Consider the following 24731-nt stretch of genomic DNA (forward strand, 5'->3'; position numbering starts at 1 on the left):
GCTGGCCGGCCGATCATGCCACCCCGGCGCCGGCCGGAGAAGGCGCCGCGCTGGCGCCGGCCGGCGGCCGCCCGCTAGGATCGCGGCGCCGAACACCGCACCGAGGGACGCCATGACCGCCCGCACCACGCTGATCCGCGATCTCGACCTGGTCGTCGCCTGGGACGAGGCGGACCGGCGCCACGTCTACCTCGAGCGCGCCGATCTGGCCTTCCGCGGCAACGAGATCGTCCATGTCGGGCCGGGCTACGCCGGCGACGCCGACGCGACCGTTCCGGGCCGCGGCCTCATGGCGATGCCCGGCCTGGTCAACATCCACAGCCACCCCTTCTCCGAGCCCGGCAACAAGGGCATCACCGAGGAGTTCGCCAGCGACAAGCTGGGGCAGAGCTCGCTCTACGAGTACCTGCCGGTGTTCGGCATGGAGGCCGAGGACGCCGGCGCCTCCTCGCGCGTCGCCATCTCCGAGCTGCTCAAGAGCGGCGTGACCACGATCACCGATCTGTCGATCAACCGCCCCGGCTGGATCGACGACATGGCGTCGACCGGCATCCGCGCCGTGCTGGCGCCGATGTACCGCTCCGGCCACTGGTTCACGAGGAACGGCCACGCCGTCGACTACGCCTGGGACGAGAAGACCGGCGAAAGGAACTTCGCCGACGCGCTGGCGACCATCGACGCCGCCGCCAGGCACCCCTCCGGCCGACTCTCCGGCATGGTCTGCCCGGCCCAGATCGACACCTGCACCGAAGGCCTGTTCAAGGACAGCCTGGCGGAGGCGCGCCGCCGCGGCCTGCCGGTGCAGACCCACGCCGCCCAGGCCGTCGTCGAGTTCAACGAGATGGTGCGCCGCCACGGCATGACGCCGGTCGAATGGCTGGAGCGGATCGGCGTGCTCGGCCCCGATCTGGTGATCGGCCACGGCATCTTCCTCAACGACCATCCGCAGATCCACTGGCCGCATGCCGACGATTTCGCGCGGCTGCGCGCGTCCGGGGCGGCGGTGGCGCATTGCCCGACGGTGTTCGCCCGCCGCGGCATCGCGCTCAACACCATCGGCCGCTACATGGACGCGGGCATCCCGGTCGGGCTGGGCACCGACACCTTCCCGCACAACATGATCGACGAGATGCGGCTGGCCTGCTACGCCGCGCGCCTCGTCAGCGGCAACTACAAGGCCGGCACCACGCGGCACGCCTTCGAGGCCGCCACGGTCGGCGGCGCCGCGATCCTGCGGCGGCCCGACCTCGGCCGGATCGTCGCCGGCGCCAAGGCGGATTTCTCGCTGGTCGACCTCGAGCACCCCTACATGCAGCCGGCGCAGGAGCCGCTGCGCAGCCTCGTCTACTCGGCCGGCGAGCGGCCGATCCGCGACGTCTACGTGGATGGCGCGCAGGTCGTGCGCGACGGCGCCGTGCTGACGATCGACGTCGCCGCCGAGAGCGCGCGGCTACGCGAGGGCCAGATGCGGCGGATCTCGACGGCCGCGCGGCGCGACTGGGCCGGCCGCGGCGTCGAGCAGCTCGCGCCGTCGGTCTTCACGCGCCGCGACCGGCTGCCGCAGAGCCGTCCGGTGGTCTGAGGCGCGCGTCTCAGCCCGGCGGCGCGACCGACAGGCCGACGACCTTGTGGCGGGCGATCAGGCCGGCGACGAGGCCGGACGCCTTGGCGCCTTCGACGAACTCGCGCAGGAACGCCGCGCCCGCCGCGTTGGCGCGGGCGGTGCCGACGGCCTGCTGCACGGCGGTGAACTGGCCGTCGAGGATGCGCGCGCCGGGCAGCTTCTCGACGTCGGTCAGAAGGCGCGGTTTGAGACCGGCGAGCGCGTCGAGCTTCTCGGCGACGAACTGCTCGTAGGCGCCGTCGAGGCTGGTCGAGCGCACCAGCGTGGCGTGTTTGATGTTGCGGTCGAGCCACAGGTCGTAGGCGCTGCGCGCCGTGACGGCGATGCGCACGCCGGGGCGGTCGACATCGGCGATGGACGTCAGCTTCGAGCCGGCCGGCACCAGATACGTCGCCTCGATCTCGACATAGGCGGCGGTGAACGCGATCTTCTCCGCCCGGGCGGGTTCGGCGCCGATCAAACCGATATCCCATGCGCCGGTGCCGGCGGCGTCGGCCAGCTCGCCCGGCGTCTTGTAGGGCACGTACCGCACCGGCACGCCCAGCTTGGCGGCGATCTCGGCCGCCAGATCGGGCGCCACGCCGGCGGGATCGTTCGAGGCGGTGCGCCCGGTGACCAGCAGGAAGTTGCCGAGGTTGATGGCGGCGCGCAGCGCGCCGGTCGGCGCGAGCTGGGAGACGATTTCCGATGTTGTCATGGTGTACCGATCCGGGGAACGAGGGCGCCGCCGCATCGTAGGGCCGATGGCGGCCGCGCGGCAATCGCGGCCGTCAGGCCGCGCGTCGCCGGAACAGCAGGGCCGCGCATGCCACCCCGATCACGATGGCCGCGACGGCGAGGTAGATCGCGGTGCCGTCGACGCCCGCCGCCACGGTCTCCGCGAAATGCGCCCGCGTCGGCTCCGCCGGATCGTAGACGATGCGCGTCACCTGGCCGACCTTGATCTGATCGAGGTCGAGCCGCTGCGCGAGCGGCGCCTCGACCGCCGCCCCGGCCGCGGTCTTGAACCTGACCACCGGGAAGTAGTGGACGTACTGGGCGCCGCCGACGCCCCGGCCGCTGCCGCGCACCTCCTTGTGGCCGGTGACCACCGCCTCCGCGACGACGCCGACGGCCGACATGTGGCGCCGCTCGGCCTCCCGCATCCACGCGCCGTAGGCGAAGCCGATGGCGAGCGCGAGCCCGATGGCGCAGGCGAGCCGGATCGCCCAGACGCGCGCGCGCGGGACCGGTGCTGAAGGCGGTGCGCCTGACGTGGCCATGAGGCGATCTTCGCCGGGAACCGGGGCCTCGAACAGTGCTTCGCGCGCCTCTTTCGTTGGCGCCGGCCCTCGATTCCTCCCGCCGGCCGGGACGACGGATGTCGCGCGGGCGGCTAGGAGCGCAGCTTCCCGACCACGCGCCCCAGACGCTCGATCGTCCGCATCGTCGTGGCCTGGTCGAGGCCGGGCCACTGCACGCGCAGCAGCATGTGGTCGGTGCCGGTGGTCTCCTCGTAGCGCGCGATCTTTTCGACGACCTCCTCCTCCGACCCGATGATGAAGCGGTCGGCGGCGAACTGGTCGAAATCCTGCCGGATCCTGTCGGCCGGCACGAAGCCGCTGGCGCCGCCCCAGCCGGCGTAGGCCTCGTACTTGAAGGACAGGGGCCCGCGCACCTCGTCGAACGCCCGCCCCGCGCCGGCGCCGACATGGCATTCGCGGATGACCGGGAACTCGGTGGCCGGCGGCAGGCCGGCGGCGGCGCGGGTCTCGCGGAACAGCGCGCCGAGCCGGGCGATCGACGACTGGCTGACCAGCGGGGACGGCATCCACGCGTCGGCCAGCCGCGCGGCGCTTCACGGAATCTCGACGTCGCCCGCCATCCAGATCGGCGGTCCGCCCGGCCGCTTCGGCTTCAGGCTGGCGCTGACGCCGCTGACGGTGTGGAACCGGCCGCGGTGCTCGACGACGTCGTCGCGCCACATCCTGCGGATCACCTCCACCCCCTCGACGAACCGGGGCACGCGCTCGTTGAACGGCACGCCGATGGCGTCGAATTCCTCCTTGCGGTAGCCCAGCCCCAGTCCGATGACGGCGTTACCGCCGGTCAGCCAGTCCAGGGTCGCGGTCTCCTCCGCCACCACGACGGGGTTCAGGAGCGGCAGGAGCAACAATCCCGGACCGAGCATCATGCCGTCGGCCTCGGCGGCGAGACGCGCCAGCAGCGGCATCGCCTGGAACATCTGCAGCGGCCGCGACACGAAATGCTGCCCCACCATGAGCGAGGCGAGCCCGCTGGCCTTGGCCGCCCGCGTCTGCGCGATCAGGTTGGCAAGTTCGGGGCCGAGATCGGCGCCCTCGCGCCACTGCGTCGCCATGTAGAGACCCAGTTTCATCGCGCGTCCTCCGGCGGTCCGCCGCCTCCCGACAATGTGCCGGTCCCGCCCCCGCCGCGGCAAGGCGGGCGCCCGCGGCGGACGCCCCGCGCCGAGCGCAGACGCGCCATCCGCGGATGGCGGTGCAGGACCGGCCGTCGGCGCTTGAAGCGGGCTTGAAAACCGGCGTCAATGCGCACCGTCAGCGGTTCGACATCGACCAAAACGAGAAACCGACGGGAGTGAAACGATGAAGCGTCTTCTGCTTGGATCCATGCTCTTCGGCGCCGCCGCGTGGGCGGGAAGCGCCGCCGCGCAGCTCACCGACAACGTCGTCAAGATCGGCGTGGCCACCGACATGTCGAGCCTGTACGCCGACATCAACGGACCCGGCGCGGTCCTCGCCGTGCAGATGGCGATCGACGATTTCGGCGGCGTGGTTCTCGGCCAGAAGATCGAGATGGTCTCGGCCGACATCCAGAACAAGGCGGACGTCGCCGCCACGATCGCCGGCCGCTGGTACGACAACGAGAAGGTCGACGTCATCCTCGGCGCCGGCGCGTCGTCGTCGTCGATCGCGACCTCCCGCGTCGCCGCCGACAAGCGGAAGGTCTACCTCGCCACCGACCCCGCCTCGTCGGACCTCACCGGCAAGCTCTGCAACGCCTACACCGTGCACTGGACCTACGACACCGCCGCGCTCGCCAACGGCACCGGCGCCGCCGTCGTCAAGGCCGGCGGCAAGAGCTGGTTCTTCCTCACCGCCGACTACGCCTTCGGCTACGCGCTGGAGCGCGACGTCACCGCCGTGGTGACGAGGTCCGGCGGCACCGTGCTCGGGAACGTCAAGCATCCCATCAACACCGCCGATTTCTCGTCGTTCGTTCTGCAGGCCCAGGCGTCCAAGGCGCAGATCATCGGCCTCGCCAACGCCGGCGGCGACACCATCAACGCCATCAAGCAGGCGGCGGAGTTCGGCCTGGTGAAGCGCGGCCATAAGCTCGCCGGGCTCCTGGTGTTCCTGTCCGACGTCCACTCGCTCGGCCTCGACCGCGCCCAGGGCCTCAGCCTGACGGAGGCGTTCTACTGGGACCTCAACGACAAGACCCGCGCCTTCAGCAAGCGCTTCGCGGCCAAGAACAACGGCAAGATGCCGACCTCCGTCCAGGCGGGCTTCTACTCGGCGACGCTGCAGTACCTCAACGCGGTGAAGGCCGCGGGCACCGACGGCAGCGACGCCGTGATGGCGAAGCTCAAGGAGCTGAAGTGGGACGATCCCGTGTTCGGCCCCAGCTACATCCGCCCCGACGGCCGCAAGATGCACAGCATGTACCTGTTCGAGGTGAAAGCGCCGTCGGAGTCCAAGGGCCCGTACGACTACTACAAGCTGATCGCCACGATCCCGGGCGAGGAGGCGTTCCGGCCGATGGAGCTGGGCGACTGCCCGCTGGTCGCCAAGAAGAACTGACCTGAGGGCGCGTCCGCGCGCCAGACATCCGGCTTGGCGCCATTCCGCGCGCCAGGCCGGATGCGCCACAGGAGGACGCCGCCAGCGCGCCTTCCGCCGCCGGCAACCGCTCCGACGCCGGCGCCCCGTCCCACGCCCCATCAGAACGTCGGCGGCCTGCCGCCGGCACGGAGAAGTCCATGCGCCGCCGCCTGTTGCTCGCCACCCCCGCTCTGTCGCTCACCGTCGCCTTCGCCGCGCACGACGCCGCGGCGCAGGCCCTGCCCGAAGGCACGGTGCGGATCCTGTGGGGCTATCCACCCGGCGGCGCCGGCGATTTCATCGCCCGGCTGGTGGCGGAGCATGCCAGCGCGCGGCTTGGCCGCCAGATCGTGGTGATCAACCAGCCCGGCGCCACGGGCCTGATCGCGATCGACGCCCTGCGCAACGCCAGACCCGACGGCGCGACGATCGGCATGATGGCGATGACCAACGCCGTGCTGATGCCCATGGTCAACAACCGCGCCAAGTTCGATTTCACCACCGACTTCGAGTCGATCGCGCACGGCGTCAGCTATTCCCTCGGTTTCGCCGTCAGCGCCAAGGCCGAGTTCGACTCGTGGCCCGGATTCCTCGCCTGGGCCAAGGCGAATCCATCGAAGGTCCTGTTCGGAGGCTCCGGGCTGGGCAGCATCTCGCATCTGTTCGGCGCGATGATGAAGCGCAAGCTCGGCGTCAATCTCGAGTACGTGCCGTTCCGCGGCGGCGCCGACCTCAACAACGCGCTGATCGCCGGCCAGATGCCGCTCGCGATCGGCGTCACGTCTGATTTCGCCGCCCACCACAAGGCCGGCAAGATGAAGGTGCTGGCGGTCTCGACCGCGCGCCGGGACGTCTCGGCGCCGGACGTGCCGACCTTCATCGAGCTCGGCCATGCCGATCTCGAGAGCGAGCCATGGTTCTCGTTCTTCGCGCCGCCGCGGACGCCGGCGCCGTTGCTGGCGCAGTGGAACGAGGCCATCAACCACGCGCTGGCGCTGCCGGCGGTGCGCGAGCGGATCGCGCAGGCCGGGTTCACGGTCGGCGGCGGCACGCCGGCGGCGTTGCGCGCGCGCATGGAGGCCGACAAGGCGCGCTGGCTGCCGGAGGTGCAGGCCTCCGGCATCCGCATGGAGGAGTGACGCCGCGCGATCGACCGCGCGCGCTGGCGCGGTCGGCGCTACCCGAGGACGACGCGGACCTTGTGGGTGCCGCCGCCCCGGCCGAGCGGAACGCCGGCGCCCGGATCGTCGAGCGCCACGCCGTCGACCTCGATCCGCGCCACGCCGCGGCTCACGCCGGCGGGATTCTCCACGGTGATCTCGTAGGTGCCGCCGTGGCGCTTCAGGACCACCCCGAAGCCCGGCCAGCCGCGCGGAATCACCGGGTCGATCCGGAGGATGTCGCCGTGGACGCGCACGCCGAGGATCGACTCAAGTCCGGCGCGATGGAGCCAGCCGGCCGAGCCCGTGTACCAGGTCCAGCCGCCGCGGCCGGCATGCGGCGCCACCGAATAGACGTCGGCGGCGGCGACGTAGGGCTCGACCTTGTAGCGGTTGGCGCCGGCGCGCGTGGCGGCGTGGTTGATCGGGTTGACCAGCGCGAACAGCTCGGCGGCCTTGTCGCCGTCGCCCAGCGCGGCGAAACCCATGATCGCCCAGGCCGCGGCGTGCGTGTACTGGCCGCCGTTCTCGCGGATGCCGGGCGGATACCCCTTGATGTAGCCCGGGTCGAGCGCGGTGCGGTCGAACGGCGGCGTGAACAGCAACGACAACCGCTCCTCGCGCCGCGTCAGATGCTCGTCGAGCGCCCCCATCGCCCGCGCCGCGCGCTCCGGATCGGCGGCGCCGGAGATCGCGGCCCAGGACTGCGCGATGGAATCGATCCGGCATTCCTCGCTCGTCGACGACCCCAGCGGCGTGCCGTCGTCGTAGTAGCCGCGCCGGTACCACCCGCCATCCCATCCCGCGGCGTCGAGCGCCGTGGCGAGCGCCACCATGTGCGCCGTCCACGCGTCGGCGCGCCCCGTCTCGCCGCGGGCCTTCGCCACCGGCGCGAAAGCCGCCAACGTCGTGTGCAGGAACCAGCCCAGCCAGACGCTCTCGCCCCTGCCATGGTCGCCGACCCGGTTCATGCCGTCGTTCCAGTCGCCGGTGCCGATCAATGGCAGGCCGTGCGGGCCGACCGGCAGCGCCAGGTCCAGGCCGCGCGCGCAGTGCTCGAACAGCGACGCCGACTCGTCGGCGATGGCGGGCGTGAAATACGAGTCATGGTCTCCCGGCCGCAGCGCCGGCCCCTCGACGAACGGCACGCGTTCGTCGAGGATCGACCTGTCGCCGGTCACCGCGATGTAGTGCGCGGTGGCGTGGGCCAGCCACACGCGGTCGTCGGAGATGCGCGTACGCACGCCCTGCCCGGCCGGCGGAAACCACCAATGCTGGACGTCGCCCTCGATGAACTGACGCGCGGCGGCGCGCAATATGTGCTCGCGCATGAGGCCCGGGCGCGCCAGCGCCAGCGACATCGTGTCCTGCAGCTGGTCGCGGAAGCCGTAGGCGCCGCTCGCCTGGTAGAACGCCGACCGCGCCCAGTAGCGGCAGGCCAGCGTCTGGTAGAGCAGCCAGCCGTTCAGCATGATGTCCATCGAGGGGTCTGGCGTCGTCACCTGCGTGACGCCCAGGATCTCGTCCCAGCGCTCGATCACCGAAAGGTAGACCGCCGCCAGGTCGGCGGCGCGGTAGCGTCGCACCAGCGCGCGCGCCTCGCCCGCGTCGGCCGCCTCGCCAAGCAGGAAGACGATCTCGGTGACGCCACCAGGCGCCAGCTCGATGACCGCCTGGAGCGCCGCGCAAGGATCGACACCGGCGCCGGCCCGACGCGACAGCGGGGCGCCGCCCGCCAGCGCGGCCGGATTGTCGGCGCTGCCGTTGCGGCCCAGGAACTCGCACCGGTCGGCGGTCCAGCCGGTCTGGCGGCCTCCGAGATCCGCGAACGCCACGCGCGCGCCGTGCTGCGGGTTCCAAGGATTGCGCGCGAGGATCGCGCCCGTCGCCTCGTCCAGCTCGGTCACGATGTGGGGCGCCGACGCGCCGCGCGAGAGACCGAGGGTCCATTCGGCGAAGGCGGTGACCGACAGTTTGCGCGAGCGGCGGTCGAGGTTGCGGATGGTGAGGCGCGAGATCTTGACCGGATCCTCGAGCGGCACGAACTGCGTCAATTCGAGCGCGATGCCGTTCGAGAAGTGCTCGAACTTCGAGTATCCGCGGCCATGGCGCGCGATGTAGTTCGCGGCGGGCCGGCGGATCGGCGCCGCCGTCGGCCCCCACAGTTCGCCGCTCTCCTCGTCGCGGATGTAGAGGCATTCGCCGGGGCGGTCGCTCACGGGATCGTTCGACCACGGTGTGAGCTGGTTGTCCCGGCTGTTGAGCGACCATGTGTAGCCGCTGCCCTCGGTCGCGACCTGGAATCCGAAAGCGGGATTGGCGACGACGTTTATCCACGGCGCCGGCGTCGACCTGCCCGGTCCGAGCACGGTGACGTACTCGCGCCCGTTCGGCGAGAAGCCGCCCAGCCCGTTGAAGAACTGCAAGGACGCCAGCGCCGCCACGGATGCCTCCGCGCCGGCGGGCGCGGCGCGCTCGACCAGCGGCTTGCGTCGCGGCGCCGGCTGAGCCGGCGCCACCGCCTGTATCCGCTCGAGCTGGTCCCCCAGGGTGCCGCGGCGGCCGACCAGCACGGCGCGCGCCACCGCCGGCAGCAGCGCCCGGGTCTCGGCCGAGATCAGGTCGGCGCGCAGCACGAACACCGCTCCGGGCGTACCAGCGCCGAGATGCGTGCGGGACCGGTTGGTGCGCACCAACGCCTCGAGCGCGATCTGCAGATCCTGCACGTAGGACGCGCCCCGCTCGTTGAGGATGACGAGGTCGACCTCGAGACCCTTCAGGCGCCAATACTCGTGCGCCCGCAGAAGTTCGCGGACGATGCCGATGTCCTCGATCTCGTCGATGCGCGCGAGCACGATCGGCAGATCGCCCGAGATGCCCTGCGCCCACAGCGCCGGCGGCCCGCCGGCGCCGCGCCGGATCGCGTCCGACGAGGGACGCATGGCCACGCCGGCGTAGAGCACGTGCCCGGCGAGGCGCTGGTACGTGGCGGCGTGGCCCGATTCGATGTCGAGATGGCGCAGCTGGACCTGGGCGTGGGTCCACGCCAACGTCACGGCGCGCTCATAGGCGTTGACGTCGTGGTGGCGGTCGATCGCGGCCAGCACGTCCGCGCGCGACGCCGCCGCCATCGTCCAGAACGCCACCCGCGCCGTGCCGCCGGCGGGAATCCTCACGCGGCGGCGCAGCGCGAAGACCGGATCGAGCACCGCGCCAACGGTGTTCGACAGGCTGCGGCCGTCCATCACCGACACCGGCGCCCGCGCGCCGCGGCCGCGCCCCAGGAAGCGGGCGCGGTCGGTCTCGATCTCGACCTCGCCGACCGTCTCGCCCTCCACCACGGCGAGATGCGCGGCCCAGATCTCGGGCTCGTCCGGCGCCCGGCGCCGGCGCGTCGCCAGGATGGCGCCGGAGTCCGCGAGATACTCGGTCTGCACGAACATCTTGGAGAACGCCTGATGGGCGGCGTCGGCGAGCGGCGCGGCGAGCGCGATCTCGGCGTACGATGTCAGTTCGATCGTGCGCGCCCGCGTGCCGGAGTTCGAGATGCACACGCGGCGAACCTCGGCGTCGTCCTCGGGCGAGACGACGATGTCGAGATGCGTGGTCAGCGTGCCGTCGCGGCGGATGAACTCCGCGCGGTCCTCGGCGAAGACGATGTCGCAGCTGTCGGGCTCCACGGCGGTGGGCTGGTAGGTCGCCGACCACACGCCGCCGGACTCGGCGTCGCGCAGATAGACGTAGCTGCCCCAGTCGTCGCGCGTCGAGTCCTCGCGCCAGCGCGTCACGCCGATATCGCGCCACTTGCTGTAGCCGGATCCGGCGGTCGTCAGCATCACCGAGTAGCGCCCGTTGGAGAGCAGATGCGCGCTCGGCCGCGGTCCGTGCGGCCCGCGGAACCGCCGCAGAACGGCCGGCTCGAGGTCGTCGACCGACGCCACGGTGCCCACCTCCTCCGCGCGGGGATGCGCCAGCGCGACCTCGCGCGGCGTCCTTTCCTGCAGCAGCAGTTCGGTGGCGCGCACGATGGGTTCGGAGTGGAAGCGCGTGCGCATGACCCCGTCGAACAACGCGTTGCCGATCGCGACGATGGTCATGCCCTGGTGGTGCGCCATGTAGGCCCGCACGATGGAGACGTCCCTGCCCTCGGGCAGGCGGGTCGGCGTGTAGTCCAGCGCCTCGTAGAAGCCGTACGCCCCAAGGCGCCCGCGGCGGCGAGCCGCGCGAAGTTCGCGCTGGCCGCGGCCGGGTCGACCATGGCGGCCAGGCCGGTGGCGTACGGCGCCACCACCGCGTTCTCGCTCAGCCCGCGTTTGAAGCCGAGTCCGGGCACGCCGAAATTCGAGTACTGGTAGGTCAGTTCGCGGTCGCGGGCGTTGTAGGCCGATTCCGAGATGCCCCACGGCAGTCCGAGGCCGGTGGCGTAGGCTATCTGGCGCCGCACGACCAGCAGGTTGGTGCGTTCGACGAGGCTGCCGAGCGGCGCGCGGACCACCAGCGACGGCATCAGGTACTCGAACATCGATCCCGACCACGAGATCAGCGCCGCGCCGCCGCCCAAGGGCGTGACGGCGCGGCCGAGACGGAACCAGTGCCGCGTCGGCACGTCGCCTTTGGCGATCGCCATGAAGCTGGCGAGCCGCGCCTCGGACGCCAGCAGATCGTAGCAACTCGGGTCGAGCCTCTCCTCGGCGACGCCGTAGCCGATCGACAGCAGACGCCGGTCGGCGTTGAGCAGGAACGCGAACTCCATGGCGTCCGCCATCCCGCGCGCCGTCGTCTCGATGGCCTCCAGCCGGCCCGACAACGACGGATCGACCGCGCCGGCGTCGCGCCGGTGGCTCTCGGCGCAGCGACGCGCGGCGTCGACCCAGAACAGGAGATGCGCGCCGCCGTCATCGCCGCGTTCGCCCGCGAACGTGCGCGCTAGATCGGCCGCCAGGCGCAGCCGCGGCAGGAGCGCCGCGAGGCGGTCGGCACCGCCCCCGGCCCGCGCCCTCCGGTCCGACGACGCGCACAACGCGCCGATCTCGGCCGCGATCTCGTCGCGCGTCACGGCATGGGTGCGCCGGTCGTCCGCGAGGCGCTCCAACTCGCCGCGCGCGAGGCTGAGGGCGTCGTGGATCCCGGCGAGGATGCCGGCATCGGCCGGCACGCCGGCGATCCAGCTCCGGCACGCCTGCGCGAGGGCGATCAGATGGCCGGCGAGATTGCCGCTATCGACCGAGGAGACGTAGCGTGGATCGAGCGGCCGCAGGTCGGTCGTGTCGTACCAGTTGTAGAAATGGCCCCTGAAGCGTTCCAGCCTCCGCATGGTCGCCAGCGTGGCCTCGATCCGCTCGACGGCCTCGGCACCGCCGATCCAGCCGAAATCGCGGGCGCTGACGATGGAGAGCAGGTAGAGGCCGATATTGGTAGGCGAGGTGCGGTGGGCGACCACCGGCCGCGGATCCTCCTGGAAATTGTCCGGCGGCAGCATGTTGTCGGCCGACGTCACGTGGCTTTCGAAGAAGCGCCAGGTGCGGCGGGCGACGAGCCGTAACGCGTCCGCGTCGACGGGCGACACCGTGAGGTCCGCCGCGTCGAGCGGCGAGAGGCTGGCCCAGTGCGCGATCGCCGGGGCCGCGATCCAAGCCGCGATGAACGGCGCGGCGACCAACCACGCCCCGTCGTCCGCGGCGACGACGAGGATGGCGGCGGCCAGTCCGACGGCGACGCCGCCGGCCATGTTGCGGACGGCCCCGACAGGATCGGCGCGGGCCGCCAAACCGGCCTGCGTCGCGGTGACCCAGTCCAGCAGGTTGCGGCGGCTGACGAGCAGACGGAACAGGGTCCGCCCGATGGCGTCGAGCATGAGGCAGCCTTGATGGGCGAGGAACGCGACCAGCAGTCCCGACTGCGCCGCCGCCATGAGCAGATCGTCGCGCAGCGTGCTCAGGTGGCCGCGCAACCCGACGCCGGCGTGCCGCGGCAGGAGCGACGATAGAACGGGCAGCAACGCCGGCATCGCGACCGACAACAGGACGAATCCCGTCCAGACGACGGCGCCCGCCGCCGGTAGCGTCCAACCCGCAAGCAGCGCCGCGACGGCGGCCGGAGCGGTCAGCGAGCGGCGCAGGTTGTCGAACATCTTCCAGAAGCCGATCACCGGCATGGCGCCCGCGGCGCGCCTCCCCCGGCTCCGCCGGCGCCGCGGCCGAGGATCCATGGCAGCAGCTGCCAGTCGCCCCGCGCCCAGCGGTGCTGCCGGGCGGCGGCGACGACGTAGCGGGCCGGATATTCCTCGACGACCTCGATGTCGGACACCAGACCGGACCGCGCGAACACGCCCTCGAACAGGTCGTGGCTCAGCATGGCGTTCTCGGGCACGCGCCCGTCGAGCGCGGCCTCGAAAGCGTCGACATCGTAGATGCCCTTGCCCGAGTACGACCCCTCGCCGAACAGGTCCTGGTACACGTCGGACACGGCCGACGCGTAGGGGTCGATGCCGCTGTTGCCGGAGAACACGCGCTGGAACACCGAGCCCTCGCGGCCGATCGGCAGCGAAGGGGTGACGCGCGGCTGCAGCACGCCGTAGCCTTCGACGACGCGGCCCTCGGCGGGGTCGATACGCGGCCGGTTCAGCGGGTGCGCCATCTTGCCGACGAGCTTGCGGACCGTGTCGCGCGGCAACCTGGTGTCCGAATCGAGCGTGACGACATAGCGCACGCCGCCGGGCGCCGTCGCCACGCCGGTGAAGGTCGTGTCGACCGCTCCGCGCAGCAGGCGGTTCAGCTCGTGCAGCTTGCCGCGCTTTCGCTCCCAACCCATCCACGTGCCCTGGCTCGCGTTCCAGACACGGCGGCGGTGCAACAGCAGGAACCGGTCGCTGGCCGGCATGGGTTCGTAGCGCTTGTTGAGCCGCGCCACGCCGGCCATGGCGGCGTCGAGCAGCTCGGGTCCCCTCGACGCTCGCGGTCGAGGCGTCCGCCCAGTCAGATAGAAGCGCGAAATGCACTTCGCCGCCCGGGTTGGCGAGATAGTGCTCCTCGAGCCGGTCGATCTGCTCGTCGAGCGCCGCCCGAGTCGTCAGCAGCACGGGGACGGCGACCAGCGTGCGCAGCTCCGGAGGGACGCCGCCACGCAGCTCGAGAGCCGGCAGGACCGTCGCGCCGACGGTCGTCGTCAGCCACCGGTTGACGATGGTGATCGCCATGTCGATGGCCGGCAGGAGCCCGATGATCGTGAAGGCGCCGAGCGTCGTGCCGCGCACGCCGGCGGCGGCGAGCGCGAACAGCGACGCCAGCAGCACGGCCGCGTAGACCAGCGCGATGCTGCCGACATAGCCCCCGATTCCGGCCGTCGCGAAGAACCGCCCCAGCGACAACGGGTACCCCCGGCAACCGACCGTGGCCTCGAAGGCGGCGCGGCCGCCGCCGATCAGGTGGTACCCGGGATCGCTTCGCCGAGCGTCATCCCGCGCGCGCGCGCGGCGGCCTCGACGGCCGCCCGCGCGGTCTCCAGCTCCGAGACCGGCGCACGGCGCGCGATCCGCTCGATCGCCGTGCGGTAGAGGTTGCGGGTGGCGAAATCCATCTCCGCGAACCGGCAATCCGTGCGCAGCACCGCGTCGACGAGGCTGACCCTCTCGAACAGATCGGCCCAGTCCACGTCGGAGATCAGCCGCATGCTGGTGATGATGTTGCGGACGGTGACGTTGGTGGCGCCCTGCCGCCGCAGCTCGTCACGCACCAGCTCGTCCGCGGTCGTCCCCTGCGCGGCGAGGCGCTCCTCAAGCCAGCCGAGCGCCGGCGTCTGGTTGGGGTCCTGGTCGCGCAGGCGCTGCACGAGCTGGACGGCGAATCCATCCGGCATCGCGCCGCGCTCGTAGGCCGCCAGCGCCGCGGGATCCGCCGCCTGGCCGTTCGCGCCGAGCAGCCGGTCGACGGCCGCGTCGGCATCGTCGCGCGCCGAACGACGGGCGACGATGCGCTGGGCGGCGCGCCGGAGGTTCTCGATCAGCACGATGCGCAGCGTGATCGCCACCGCCCACAGCTCGCCGATCGTCAGCGGCTGGACGTTCTGGTAGGCGCGCACGAAGCGGCAAAGCAGGTCGGAATCGAAGCGGCTGTCGGTGTGCGCGACGAACGCCCAGGCCAGGCCGAACACCCGCGGATAGCCCGCGAACGGACCATCGCTCAGCTTCGGCAATTGGCGGTAGTAGCCGGCCGGGAGGTCGGCGCGCACCTCGCGCACCTGCTCCTCGACGATGTGGTAGTTGTCGAGCAGCCACTCGGCGGCCGGCGACACGGAGCGCCCGTCGCCCACGACATTCGCGATCGAGCGGTACGCCGCCAGCAAGGCCCGTTCGTTGTCGCCCAGGCGGGCGGCCAGCGGCGCGACCCGGCGCGCCTTCGCCGTCACCGGCTGGCTGGCGGCCAGGCTTTCGGCGTGCTGCTCGAGCCGCTCGACGCTGAAAAGCTCCTGCCGGATGGGCGTGTCGTCGTCCCATGGCGGCGCGGACCGGACGCGCGCCCCGGCGCGGAGGATCGTGAAGTTCAAATAACTCTCAAGCTCAAGCCCATCCAGGATGAGGTAACGATCTAGCCGCCTCGTGGTTGCGCGCGGACGCGCGCGAACGCCCGCGCCGGCCGCCGCCCGGGCGGCGACGTCACGGCCCCGGCATGCGCGAACGGAAGCGGCGCCGACGCGCGCGCCGACGTTCACGTTGTCCATTCCGGATCGAGTCGGCATCCGCTGGCGCCGAAGCCTGCATGTGGGCAGCCAAACGGCCGGTTCACAGGTGTCGCTGAAAAGAAACCCGGAGGGTCGCGTCGCGCGCGCGGGCATTCGCGCGTCCCGGATCGAAGAAAGGCGCCCGTCTGGGCGCCTTTGGATCCGGTCGGTCTGTGGAATGGCTGCGGGGCACGCCACCACCCCACTCCAAGGCCTGGATCTGTGCCTCCGAGACGCTGGCCTACACCCACTCCTTCCGCGAATACCTCGAGACCGGCGTCGCGGGCGTCGCCATGCTCGACCTGTCGTGGCGCGGCGGCCTCTCCGAAGCGCGGGAGATCGCGGCGTTGGCCGAGGCGTGGCACGTGCCGGTGGCGCCGCACGAGCGCACCGGCCCCGTGGTCTACGCCGCGTCGTGCCATTTCTCGCTGCATGCGCGCAATGCGCTGATCCAGGAGAGCGTGCGCGCCTTCTACACCGGCTGGTACACGGAGCTGGTCACCGACATCCCACCGATCGTGCAGGGCGAGGTGACGGTCAACATGAAGCCCGGGCTCGGCCTCGAACGGCTGCCCGGCATCGAAAGGCGCGTGGCGCCATCGTGCGCACGTCCCGCGCATGACCGGGGCGTCGCCCGCCCGAGCGGCCCCTCCCCTTCCAGTATTCGCGCCAGTTCGAGAGACCTCCGGGGAATCCCGGTTGACTTGCCCCCCGCCGGTTGGCGAGCATGCGGGGAAAATCAGAGCGCGCGGCGCCCTGACGCCGCACTAGAGAAGCGAGACGCGCCATGAACCACGCCGTCGGGTCCACAGCGGCCAGCCGAAGCGTCTCACGCGCCGAGCACGCCGCCGGCATGGTCGCCTACCAGGACGCCGGGGTGAAGCTGGCTGCCGAGATCAACAACCGCGGTCCGCTGCGCCTGACCGAGGCGGGCCGGCTGCATCCCGACATCGTCGCCGCCTACTGGAAGCACGGCTATTACATCTTCGAGGGCGTGATCGACGCGGACGAGATCGCCGCGCTGCGCACCGATGCCTTGACCATGCTCGAGCGCGCGCCGGTCGGGCCTGAGGCCAAGGTCGATGCGCGGGGACGACCCGCGCTGGGACTCGACTACAAGCGCTCACCCTATCGCTACACGAAACCACTGGCCGATCCTTGGGGCGGGACCACGCTGCTCGGTGGCCGGCATCCAGCGCAGATGTCGCAGCCGAGGCCGGACGCCGACGCACCGGAGCACGTCGTCTTCCTGATGTCTTCGATGTGCCAGTCGATGCCTTCGGGGCTTCGCGTCTATGGCCATCCGAGGCTGCTGGCCGCCGCCGCCTCGATCAACGGCGACGATTTCGTGCCCTTCAACGACGCGATCTTCGTCAAGCAGGCTGGCCTCGGCGGGTCCGTCGCGTGGCACCAGGATGGTGTGACCCACTGGAACAATCCGGAATGGGACGAGGGTATCCACGGCTTCAACTTCCAGGTCCAGCTTTTCCCGACGACGCCGGCGAACTGCCTCTGGGTCATCCCTGGCTCGCACAAGCACGGCAAGGCCGACATCAAGGCGATGGTGGCCGCCAATGGCGGGTCGGAGCAGCTGCCGGGCGCGTTGCCGCTGGTCTGCGAGGCCGGCGACGTCACCATGGTGAACCGGCAATGCGTGCACGGATCCTTCGCCAATTCCTCACCCGACATCCGCGTCTCGCTGACCTTCGGCTTCCATCGCCGCAAGTCGGTGCTGGGACAGAAGGCGGCGCTCTCGGTCGAGGACGGCGTGCCCGTGCACGACGAGCAGTGAATTTTCGACCGCTCCGCCGTCATCCAAGTGGCGATCGATGCGCGCCACCAGGACCGGCCGCGGGAGACGCGCTTCCGCTACGTGCCCTTCGCTGCGCTGGAGGACGAATACCGCTTCACTCCGGAGACCCGGGAGCGCGTGATCCGCGACTACTACATCAAGGACCTGGCGATCTGACGGGACTGCGGCTGGTCGGCCCTGCCGGAGCCGCCGTTGTGGCGCCTCGCTCGCGCGACCGATGGGACGGACGGGGCGCAAGCTGGATCGCTCCAACCGGCACGCGCCGGTCGAGCGCGTTCACGGGCGTCGCGTTACTACACGCATAGGCAACAGGCGCTTTCGAGGACGAACCTATTAGCTTGAGCACCACGCCGCCGGTACCGGTCATCGTGACGACAGCGCGAGCGGCGGCACGGACGTTCAAAACGACCACGATCGAGGATTCGCTGGGACGGTCACCACGCTGTGTCGGGCCCCCGGGGGAGCCGCCCAATCAACGGATCGCTTCGGCGGGCTTCCCCGTGAATCCCGCGACGTGTCCATGCCGGGGCGTAGATCGTCGAGAGCAGACGATGGTTTGCGGCGCGTCGAGATGCGCCTGGTGGTGATCGAAGAACGACTACGCCGGGATGGGCACGGTAGCATCTGTTCCGGCGGTCGCGGGCGTCGTCCGAGGCGAAACGCCCGTGCGCTACGATGGCGTTTCCAAATCGGGAACGAAGCCCGCTGCGCGGAGGATTGGCAGCGAATCGGATCGGAGAGGCTCAGGAAAGATTCCGAAGAGCTTTGCCAGCGTCGCCGGCCCGAAGCCAGGAAGAATTCGCGCCAACCGCTTCAGCTGCTGTTCGGCCCCGGCCCTGTTGCCGCGCGCGCTTTCGGCAACGATCAGCCAAGCGTAGCTCATCGGATAGCGCGGGGGCGCTCCCTCTATCACCTTGTGCGCCCAAGCGACCGCATCGTCGTAGCGCCGCAGCTCGATGCTGGCGATCGCCAGCGCCATCTGCGCCTGGTAGCCCGCAGGATCGAGCGGGCTCAAACGCAGCGCACGGTTCGCATCCTGGATGGCGCGCTCTTGCTCGCCGGACATGGCCAGGACGGCGGCCCGGTGGCCATACGCGGTTGCCGAGTTCGGATTCAACGCCACCGCCTTGTCGAGGGCGGCGCGCGCGCCGCCAACGTCGTTCTCGACAATCAGCAGCGCAAACCCGGCGTAGGCGAGAGCGGTGGCGTCCTCGTTGGCCGTCTCCAAGGCCCGCCGGGCGTGGGTGGCCGACTTGGCCCGTGCCTCCTCCCGCTCGGGCTCTCCGGCGGCGCGGAAGATCTGGGCGTACGCCAGCGCGCGAAACGCGTGCGCCCGGGCGTAGTCGGCGTTCAAGCGCAGCGCTTCACCCAGCAGCCTGATAGCCTCGACGGCCTCGGTCGCCGAATTGGCGATGATCAGCGGCAGGGCGCGCAGCAAGTAGTCTTACGCGTCCAGATTGACCGGGGCTTTGCGTTGCGCACGCTCGATCTCGGCCCGACGTAGTGTCGGCTGAAGGGCGCCCACCACGTTCTCCGTGATGCGGTCCTGAAGTTCAAACACGTCCGCGAGATCGCCTTCGTAGCGATCCGCCCAGAGATGGGCGCGCGTGTCGGCGTCGATCAGCTGTCTGGCCGTGGTTGGCGGTGGCCATCGCCTGCTGGAACTCGATCGCGGCCGACAAGGCGTCGACCGCGCTGCCGAACTCCACCAGCGCGCCGTCACCCGTCAGTTTCACGATCCGCCCGCCGTGCCGCGCGACGACCGGCTCAAGCCGCTCCGTCCGGTGCGCCCGCAGCGCCGCCAGCGTGCCGGACTCGTCGCGGCCCATCAGCCGCGAGTAGCCGACCACGTCGGCCACGACGATCGCCGCCAATCTGCGCTGCTCGCGTACCAGAGTGGTCCCCAGATGCCTGCGTGAACGGACTGTAGGCTCCGGGCGACAGGCGCGGCAACTGGCCGGCGTCGCCATCGCAGGAGCCTGGTGGACGCAGGCCACGCGACGGATCCAATGGAGCCGCTCCGGACCGCGCGCACCACGCTGCCGCGGACGCAGGTGTTCCAAACGCAAAAGCCCGCCGCCCTTTGGGGCTGGCGGGCTTTTGGTGTGGTTGCGGGGGCAGGATTTGAACCTGCGGCCTTCAGGTTATGAGCCTGACGAGCTACCGGGCTGCTCCACCCCGCGGGGGGTGGTAAGGGGGCGTGGGTTCGTGGAGATGGTGCGACGTTTCCGGGTGTTGCGCTCTTTGAAGGCCTGGCGGCGACCTACTCTCCCGCGTCTTGAGACGCAGTACCATCGGCGCTGAGGGTTTTCACGGCCGAGTTCGGGATGGGATCGGGTGTGCACCCCTCGCCACAGCCACCAGGCCGTCGAAGAGCGCGGCCGGGGACGTGTCGACGTGTGTCGTGTCGGGCAGGGAAGCGCCCGCGCGGCGGGGGCTCGCCGTCGCACGGGACGCGGAAGAAGGATCAAGCCGGTCGAGCGATTAGTACCGGTTAGCTGCACGCGTTACCGCGCTTCCACTCCCGGCCTATCGACGTGATGGTCTATCACGGCTCTAGGGAGACCTGGTTTCGAGGAGGGTTTCGCGCTTAGATGCTTTCAGCGTTTATCCCGTCCGTACATAGCTACCCGGCGATGCGGCTGGCGCCACAACCGGTACACCAGAGGTACGTCCATCCCGGTCCTCTCGTACTAGGGACAGCGCCTCTCAAGTCTCCAACACCCACGGCAGATAGGGACCGAACTGTCTCACGACGTTCTGAACCCAGCTCACGTACCGCTTTAAATGGCGAACAGCCATACCCTTGGGACCTGCTCCAGCCCCAGGATGCGATGAGCCGACATCGAGGTGCCAAACCTCCCCGTCGATGTGGACTCTTGGGGGAGATCAGCCTGTTATCCCCGGCGTACCTTTTATCCGTTAAGCGATGGCCCTTCCACGCGGAACCACCGGATCACTATGACCGACTTTCGTCTCTGCTCGGCTTGTCGGCCTCGCAGTCAGGCGGGCTTATGCCATTGCACTCCACAGCCGATTTCCGACCGGCTTGAGCCCACCATCGCGCGCCTCCGTTACTCTTTGGGAGGCGACCGCCCCAGTCAAACTACCCACCATGCAGGGTCCCGGATCGCGTTGCACGACCTCGGTTAGACATCAGAGAACGAAAGGGCGGTATTTCAAGGGTGGCTCCACGAGAGCTGGCGCCCAGGTTTCATAGCCTCCCGCCTATCCTACACATCCTTTCCCTAATGCCACTGCAAAGTTGTAGTAAAGGTGCACGGGGTCTTTCCGTCTGACCGCGGGTACCCCGCATCTTCACGGGGAATTCAATTTCGCTGAGCCGGTGTCGGAGACAGCGGGGAAGTCGTTACGCCATTCGTGCAGGTCGGAACTTACCCGACAAGGAATTTCGCTACCTTAGGACCGTTATAGTTACGGCCGCCGTTTACCGGGGCTTCGATTCAAGGCTTGCACCTCTCCTCTTAACCTTCCGGCACCGGGCAGGCGTCAGACCCTATACGTCGCCTCTCGGCTTCGCAGAGCCCTGTGTTTTTGTTAAACAGTCGCTACCCCCTGGTCTGTGCCCCTCGACCATGGTTGCCCATGGCCGAGGCCCTCTTCTCCCGAAGTTACGAGGGCATTTTGCCTAGTTCCTTCGACACCGTTCTCTCAAACGCCTTGGTATACTCTACCAGTCCACCTGTGTCGGTTTCGGGTACGGTCTATACGCTGGAGCTATTTCCTGGAACCCCTTCGCCGCCCCCGCGCTCCCTTGCGGGACCTATCGCGGAGACGGCACACGGGATCCGTCACTACCAGCAGGTGCGGGAATATTAACCCGCTTCCCATCGACTACGCCTCTCGGCCTCGCCTTAGGGACCGACTAACCCTGCGCGGATTAACCTTGCGCAGGAACCCTTGGACTTCCGGCGGAAGCGTTTCCCACGCTTCTTATCGCTACTCATGTCAGCATTCGCGCTTCCGATACCTCCAGGACCCCTCGCGGGTATCCCTTCGCAGGCTTACGGAACGCTCCGCTACCGCTCGTCTCTCGACGAGCCCGAAGCTTCGGTGCGTGGCTTCAGCCCCGTTACATTTTCGGCGCAGGCCGGCTTATTTAGACCAGTGAGCTGTTACGCTTTCTTTAAAGGATGGCTGCTTCTAAGCCAACCTCCTGGCTGTTTTGGCCTTCCCACATCCTTTCCCACTTAGCCACGACTTGGGGACCTTAGCTGTCGGTCTGGGCTCTTTCCCTCTCGACGACGGACCTTAGCACCCGCCGTCTGTCTGCCGCGCAAGACTCGCCGGTATTCGGAGTTCGGTTGGGTTTGGTAAGGCTTTGGGCCCCCCTAGCCCATCCGGTGCTCTACCCCCGGCGGCGTTCACGCGACGCGCTACCTAAATAGCTTTCGCGGAGAACCAGCTATTTCCCAGTTTGATTGGCCTTTCACCCCTAGCCACAGGTCATCCCCTACCTTTTCAACGGGAGTGGGTTCGGTCCTCCAGCGCGCGTTACCGCGCCTTCAACCTGCCCATGGCTAGATCACTCGGTTTCGGGTCTACTCCGCGCGACTGAAACGCCCGTTTCAGACTCGCTTTCGCTGCGCCTTCGCCTATCGGCTTAAGCTCGCCGCGCAGAGTAAGTCGCTGACCCATTATACAAAAGGTACGCCGTCACCCTCGCGGGCTCCGACTGCTTGTAGGCGTCCGGTTTCAGGTCTGTTTCACTCCCCTCATCGGGGGGCTTTTCACCTTTCCCTCACGGTACTTGTCCACTATCGGTCGCCAAGGAGTACTTAGGCTTGGAGGGTGGTCCCCCCATCTTCAGACAGGATTTCACGTGTCCCGCCTTACTCTAGGATCTTCAAGAGCACTACCCGTACGGGGCTATCACCCGCTCTGGCGCGCCTTTCCAGACGCTTCCGGTTTGACACGAAAGACCACTGGCCTGATCCGCTTTCGCTCGCCACTACTAGCGGAGTCTCCGTTGATGTCCTTTCCTCCGGGTACTGAGATGTTTCAATTCCCCGGGTTCGCCTCCCGCGCCTATGGATTCAGCGCGGGATCACCTTAAAAGGTGGGGTTTCCCCATTCGGATATCTCCGGATCAACGCTCGTTCGCAACTCCCCGGAGCTTTTCGCAGCGTACCACGTCCTTCATCGCCTCTCGGCGCCAAGGCATCCACCAAACGCCCTTATCACGCTTGATTCTGCTTCGCTTCCGTCCTGGCGCGCCTTGGCGACACGCCGGACGTCGTCCCGTGCGAGGGCCAACCCCCGTCACGAGGACGCTTCTCTTACCCGCCGGCACGGAACGCCGCCCTCTCGGACGCGCCCGTACCGGACGTCAAGACTTCGTCACACCATCTTCACGATGTCATACAGCCCCGCGGGCTCGCGCCCGCCCGGCGCCCGGACCCTGCGGCCCGGCACGCGCCGTTCTCGTTGTCTTCCGGCAGGCCCCGCGGTCGGGGCGTCGCCTCCGGGCTCGCGCCCGGCGGGTCCTGGTGGAGGCGGACGGGATCGAACCGACGACCTCCTGCTTGCAAAGCAGGCGCTCTCCCGACTGAGCTACGCCCCCGTCGTCCCCGCCTTCGGGTGGTGGGCCAGGGAGGACTTGAACCTCCGACCTCACGCTTATCAAGCGCGCGCTCTAACCAACTGAGCTACTAGCCCGCGATCCCCGCGGCTCCACAGCCCTGGACCCGCCCGCCCCGGAAGGGCGCGGATCCACGGCTTCTGCCAGGAAGGGAAACGTTGGCGGCGGCGTCGATCCCCGCGCCGGCCCCCGAGGGGGCCGTCGAAGAGGCAATGTACCAAGCACGGTCCGAAGAACCGGGTCGCCCTGACCCCGGACCATCCTTAGAAAGGAGGTGATCCAGCCGCAGGTTCCCCTACGGCTACCTTGTTACGACTTCACCCCAGTCACTGATCCTACCGTGGCCGACTGCCTCCTTGCGGTTGGCGCATCGTCTTCGGGTAGAACCAACTCCCATGGTGTGACGGGCGGTGTGTACAAGGCCCGGGAACGTATTCACCGCGGCATGCTGATCCGCGATTACTAGCGATTCCACCTTCATGGGCTCGAGTTGCAGAGCCCAATCCGAACTGAGACGGCTTTTCGAGATCGGCGCGGCCTCGCGGCTTGGCACCCCTCTGTCACCGCCATTGTAGCACGTGTGTAGCCCAGCCCGTAAGGGCCATGAGGACTTGACGTCATCCCCACCTTCCTCCGGCTTGTCACCGGCAGTTTCTCCAAAGTGCCCGGCTTTACCCGATGGCAACTGGAGACGAGGGTTGCGCTCGTTGCGGGACTTAACCCAAGCCCCCGTCAATTCCTTTGAGTTTCAACCTTGCGGCCGTACTCCCCAGGCGGTGTGCTTATCGCGTTAGCTACGACACCGAATGGGTAAACCCGCCAACGTCCAGCACTCATCGTTTACGGCGTGGACTACCAGGGTATCTAATCCTGTTTGCTCCCCACGCTTTCGCGCCTCAGCGTCAGTAATGGTCCAGATGGCCGCCTTCGCCACCGGTGTTCTTCCCAATATCTACGAATTTCACCTCTACACTGGGAATTCCACCATCCTCTCCCACTCTCAAGTCCCCCAGTATCGAACGCACCTCCCAGGTTGAGCCCAGGGCTTTCACGTCCGACTAAAAGGACCGCCTACGCGCCCTTTACGCCCAGTAATTCCGAACAACGCTTGCCCCCTTCGTCTTACCGCGGCTGCTGGCACGAAGTTTGCCGGGGCTTATTCTGCGGGTACCGTCATCATCGTCCCCGCCAAAAGAGCTTTACAACCCGAAGGCCTTCATCACTCACGCGGCATGGCTGGATCAGGCTTGCGCCCATTGTCCAATATTCCCCACTGCTGCCTCCCGTAGGAGTCTGGGCCGTGTCTCAGTCCCAGTGTGGCCGATCGTCCTCTCAGACCGGCTACCGATCGTCGCCTTGGTGCGCCGTTACCACACCAACTAGCTAATCGGACGCGGGACCCTCCTTCGGCGATGAATCTTTCCCCCTCGCGGGGATCATCCGGTATTAGCCCTAGTTTCCCAGGGTTATCCCGAACCAAGGGCAGGTTCCCACGCGTTACTCACCCGTGCGCCGCTCCCGTATTGCGGGGCGCTCGACTTGCATGTGTTAGGCATGCCGCCAGCGTTCGTTCTGAGCCAGGATCAAACTCTCATGTTCAATCCACCAACCGGCTCTCACCGGTCAGCTTCATCTTTAGGGATCCCGTCACTAACCCGAACGTCAGCATCCACATCCATCCCCACTGGCGCCGCCTCGCGGCGACACCACCGGAAACAAACGCAGATCTGCGTCCTCGCTAACGACGGCATTCCATCCACCGCCGCCAGCGTTTCCCTTCCCCTATCCAACCTGTCCATACAGCGGGGAGCTTCCGCCCCCAATTCCCGCCGCCGATCCGCTCCGCTCGCGCGCTGCGTTTCCCCGTCGAGAGGCGCGCTTATAGGGACGCGATTCCGCCGTGTCAAACGTTAAAAGACAGAAACGTCACGCGACGGAAAAATCCCGGCAACCATTGCATCGGATCGATTCC

The 24731-nt window shown here is 68.9% G+C and carries 11 protein-coding genes, 3 tRNA genes, 3 rRNA genes and 2 pseudogenes; 6 read left to right on the plus strand and 13 right to left on the minus strand.

Going from position 1 to position 24731, the window contains the following annotated elements; all coding sequences use genetic code 11:
* Positions 1 to 112 precede the first annotated feature (112 nt).
* Entirely contained in the window at positions 113 to 1582 is a 1470-nt protein-coding gene (locus IPK81_00505; protein ID QQS12819.1) for an amidohydrolase family protein, read from the plus strand.
* Positions 1583 to 1592: 10 nt separating this feature from the next.
* Here IPK81_00505 and IPK81_00510 read toward each other — a convergent pair whose 3' ends face one another.
* The 4 genes from IPK81_00510 to IPK81_00525 form a co-directional block, all read right to left on the minus strand.
* Positions 1593 to 2321, minus strand: a complete 729-nt coding sequence (locus tag IPK81_00510; GenBank protein ID QQS12820.1) for a transporter substrate-binding domain-containing protein — start codon at positions 2319 to 2321, stop codon at positions 1593 to 1595.
* A 73-nt stretch (positions 2322 to 2394) separates the two neighbouring features.
* A complete protein-coding gene (locus IPK81_00515) occupies positions 2395 to 2886 on the minus strand; it encodes a hypothetical protein (GenBank protein ID QQS12821.1) in 492 nt (163 codons plus the stop codon).
* Between the two features lie 113 nt (positions 2887 to 2999).
* The gene (locus tag IPK81_00520) at positions 3000 to 3434 is read right to left on the minus strand and encodes a hypothetical protein (protein QQS12822.1); all 435 of its coding nucleotides are present in this window, start codon (positions 3432 to 3434) and stop codon (positions 3000 to 3002) included.
* Between the two features lie 27 nt (positions 3435 to 3461).
* Complete coding sequence (locus tag IPK81_00525) at positions 3462 to 4001, minus strand: LLM class flavin-dependent oxidoreductase (protein QQS12823.1); 540 nt, start codon at positions 3999 to 4001, stop codon at positions 3462 to 3464.
* Positions 4002 to 4230: 229 nt separating this feature from the next.
* Here IPK81_00525 and IPK81_00530 point away from each other — a divergent pair, with 229 nt between their 5' ends.
* Both IPK81_00530 and IPK81_00535 read left to right on the plus strand, forming a co-directional pair.
* Positions 4231 to 5448, plus strand: coding sequence for an ABC transporter substrate-binding protein (locus tag IPK81_00530; GenBank protein ID QQS12824.1), 1218 nt, complete (start codon positions 4231 to 4233; stop codon positions 5446 to 5448).
* Between the two features lie 179 nt (positions 5449 to 5627).
* On the plus strand, positions 5628 to 6608 hold the full coding sequence (locus IPK81_00535) for a tripartite tricarboxylate transporter substrate binding protein (GenBank protein ID QQS12825.1): 981 nt from the start codon (positions 5628 to 5630) through the stop codon (positions 6606 to 6608).
* Between the two features lie 38 nt (positions 6609 to 6646).
* Here IPK81_00535 and IPK81_00540 read toward each other — a convergent pair.
* A pseudogene (locus tag IPK81_00540) lies at positions 6647 to 15344 on the minus strand (glycosyl transferase).
* Between the two features lie 200 nt (positions 15345 to 15544).
* Here IPK81_00540 and IPK81_00545 point away from each other — a divergent pair.
* The 3 genes and pseudogenes from IPK81_00545 (at position 15545) to IPK81_00555 (ending at position 17313) form a co-directional block, all read left to right on the plus strand.
* Positions 15545 to 15925, plus strand: a pseudogene (locus IPK81_00545) (mandelate racemase/muconate lactonizing enzyme family protein).
* 206 nt (positions 15926 to 16131) lie between these two features.
* Complete coding sequence (locus IPK81_00550) at positions 16132 to 17136, plus strand: phytanoyl-CoA dioxygenase family protein (GenBank protein QQS12826.1); 1005 nt, start codon at positions 16132 to 16134, stop codon at positions 17134 to 17136.
* Positions 17137 to 17163: 27 nt separating this feature from the next.
* Positions 17164 to 17313: a hypothetical protein gene (locus tag IPK81_00555; GenBank protein ID QQS12827.1), complete on the plus strand. Its 150-nt coding sequence runs from the start codon at positions 17164 to 17166 to the stop codon at positions 17311 to 17313.
* Positions 17314 to 17827: 514 nt separating this feature from the next.
* On the opposite strand, the gene IPK81_00560 is transcribed toward IPK81_00555, so the two are convergent.
* The 8 genes from IPK81_00560 to IPK81_00595 form a co-directional block, all read right to left on the minus strand.
* The gene (locus IPK81_00560; GenBank protein ID QQS12828.1) at positions 17828 to 18595 is read right to left on the minus strand and encodes a tetratricopeptide repeat protein; all 768 of its coding nucleotides are present in this window, start codon (positions 18593 to 18595) and stop codon (positions 17828 to 17830) included.
* A gap of 115 nt (positions 18596 to 18710) precedes the next feature.
* Positions 18711 to 19031, minus strand: coding sequence for an adenylate/guanylate cyclase domain-containing protein (locus IPK81_00565; GenBank protein ID QQS12829.1), 321 nt, complete (start codon positions 19029 to 19031; stop codon positions 18711 to 18713).
* Positions 19032 to 19263: 232 nt separating this feature from the next.
* Positions 19264 to 19340: transfer RNA gene (locus IPK81_00570), tRNA-Met, on the minus strand.
* A gap of 67 nt (positions 19341 to 19407) precedes the next feature.
* Positions 19408 to 19522 (minus strand): 5S ribosomal RNA (rrf, locus tag IPK81_00575).
* Positions 19523 to 19620: 98 nt separating this feature from the next.
* A 23S ribosomal RNA gene (locus IPK81_00580) occupies positions 19621 to 22370 on the minus strand.
* Between the two features lie 295 nt (positions 22371 to 22665).
* Positions 22666 to 22741: transfer RNA gene (locus IPK81_00585), tRNA-Ala, on the minus strand.
* An 18-nt stretch (positions 22742 to 22759) separates the two neighbouring features.
* A tRNA-Ile gene (locus IPK81_00590) sits at positions 22760 to 22836 on the minus strand.
* A gap of 190 nt (positions 22837 to 23026) precedes the next feature.
* A 16S ribosomal RNA gene (locus IPK81_00595) occupies positions 23027 to 24358 on the minus strand.
* The 16S, 23S and 5S rRNA genes sit together here with 3 tRNA genes alongside, the layout of an rRNA operon.
* Positions 24359 to 24731: the final 373 nt, after the last annotated feature.

The organism is Rhodospirillales bacterium, assembly GCA_016699855.1.
Lineage (GTDB): Bacteria > Pseudomonadota > Alphaproteobacteria > Reyranellales > Reyranellaceae.